The organism is Lewinella sp. W8, from assembly GCF_004375085.3.
Taxonomy (GTDB): Bacteria; Bacteroidota; Bacteroidia; order Chitinophagales; family Saprospiraceae; genus Neolewinella.
Genome location: NZ_SNAQ03000065.1, coordinates 1 through 632 on the forward strand (window position 1 = coordinate 1; position 632 = coordinate 632).

Below are 632 nucleotides of genomic sequence, written 5' to 3' on the forward strand. Positions count from 1 at the left end.
ATTGAAGAGGATTTACGTTTACTGGTGAATAAGGACAAGACGGCAATCTGTCGTCCGGTTCGGTTTGAACTGCTGGGGTACGGCTTTGTCTCTTCTTTCCGCAAAGGAGAAAAGGGGAAGTACGTCCTACGGGTAGCGGCAAAGTCATGGCAGCGATTAAAGCTGAAGATCAAGGCCATCACCCGTAAAACCAGTCCCATTCCATTCGAAGACCGCATTCAACGCCTCAACGCCCTGATGTACGGCTGGCTGGGCTACTTCCAGCTGGGTAAAATCTGGGGTAAACTGCGAGCGCTGGATGGCTGGATCAGGAACCGCTTGCGGTACTGTATCTGGAAGCAATGGAAGAAGCCAAACCGACGCATGCGGGCTTTGCGCCAACTTGGCATCGAAGCCGAAATGGCTTATGCATGGTCCCGCTCCCGCATGGGCGGCTGGGCCATCGCGCAATCGCCCATCATGGGAACTACCGTCACCGAAGCCAGGTTAGCCCAGCGGGGTTATCGGTCTTTCACCAAATATTACGAACAACTTTTCCATGGTTCATGAACCGCCGTATACGAGAACCGTACGTACGGTGGTGTGAGAGGGATAAGGAGTCACTATTGGGTGGCTCCTTACCCTACTCGATT

1 protein-coding gene is annotated in these 632 nt (G+C 53.3%); it reads left to right on the top strand.

All coding sequences use genetic code 11. The features are described from left to right. Nucleotides 1-549 (top strand): group II intron maturase-specific domain-containing protein (locus tag E1J53_RS23860; protein WP_305773816.1); only part of this gene is annotated, 549 nt, incomplete at its 5' end. Between the last annotated feature and the right edge of the window lie 83 nt (nucleotides 550-632).